The 306-nt window shown below is 60.5% G+C and carries 1 protein-coding gene; it reads right to left on the bottom strand.

What is annotated here, in order from left to right:
- Positions 1-306: hypothetical protein (locus AC0L3U_RS39005; protein ID WP_473365059.1), on the bottom strand; the 306-nt coding region annotated here is incomplete at both ends.

Here is a 306-nt window from a genome sequence, read left to right as displayed (position 1 = left end):
TCGTTGCTCTCCGAAATCGCATTATTGTAGTCCGAGATTCCGCCGATGTAATAGGTGCCGGGCGCCAGATTGGCGGGCAGCCCCAGCGAGATCGTCTGGTGATCGAAATAGCCCGTCGCCCCGTTCGCCGACAGCCCTGGCGAGGCCACAGTCGTCAGTAACGTATCTCCAGTCGTGATCGTTGCGTCGGTCGATAGATAGAGGCCCGAGATCGACGCGGCGGCGGCAGCCTTGCCAAAATTCACCACCCAGAAGTCGATGTTAGTGCTTCCGCCCGCCGCTATCGTCGTGCTGCTCACGCTGTCG

The sequence above is a fragment of the Bradyrhizobium sp. Kon69 genome (genome assembly GCF_055807515.1).
This window is presented reverse-complemented; position numbering and strand designations above follow the sequence as displayed.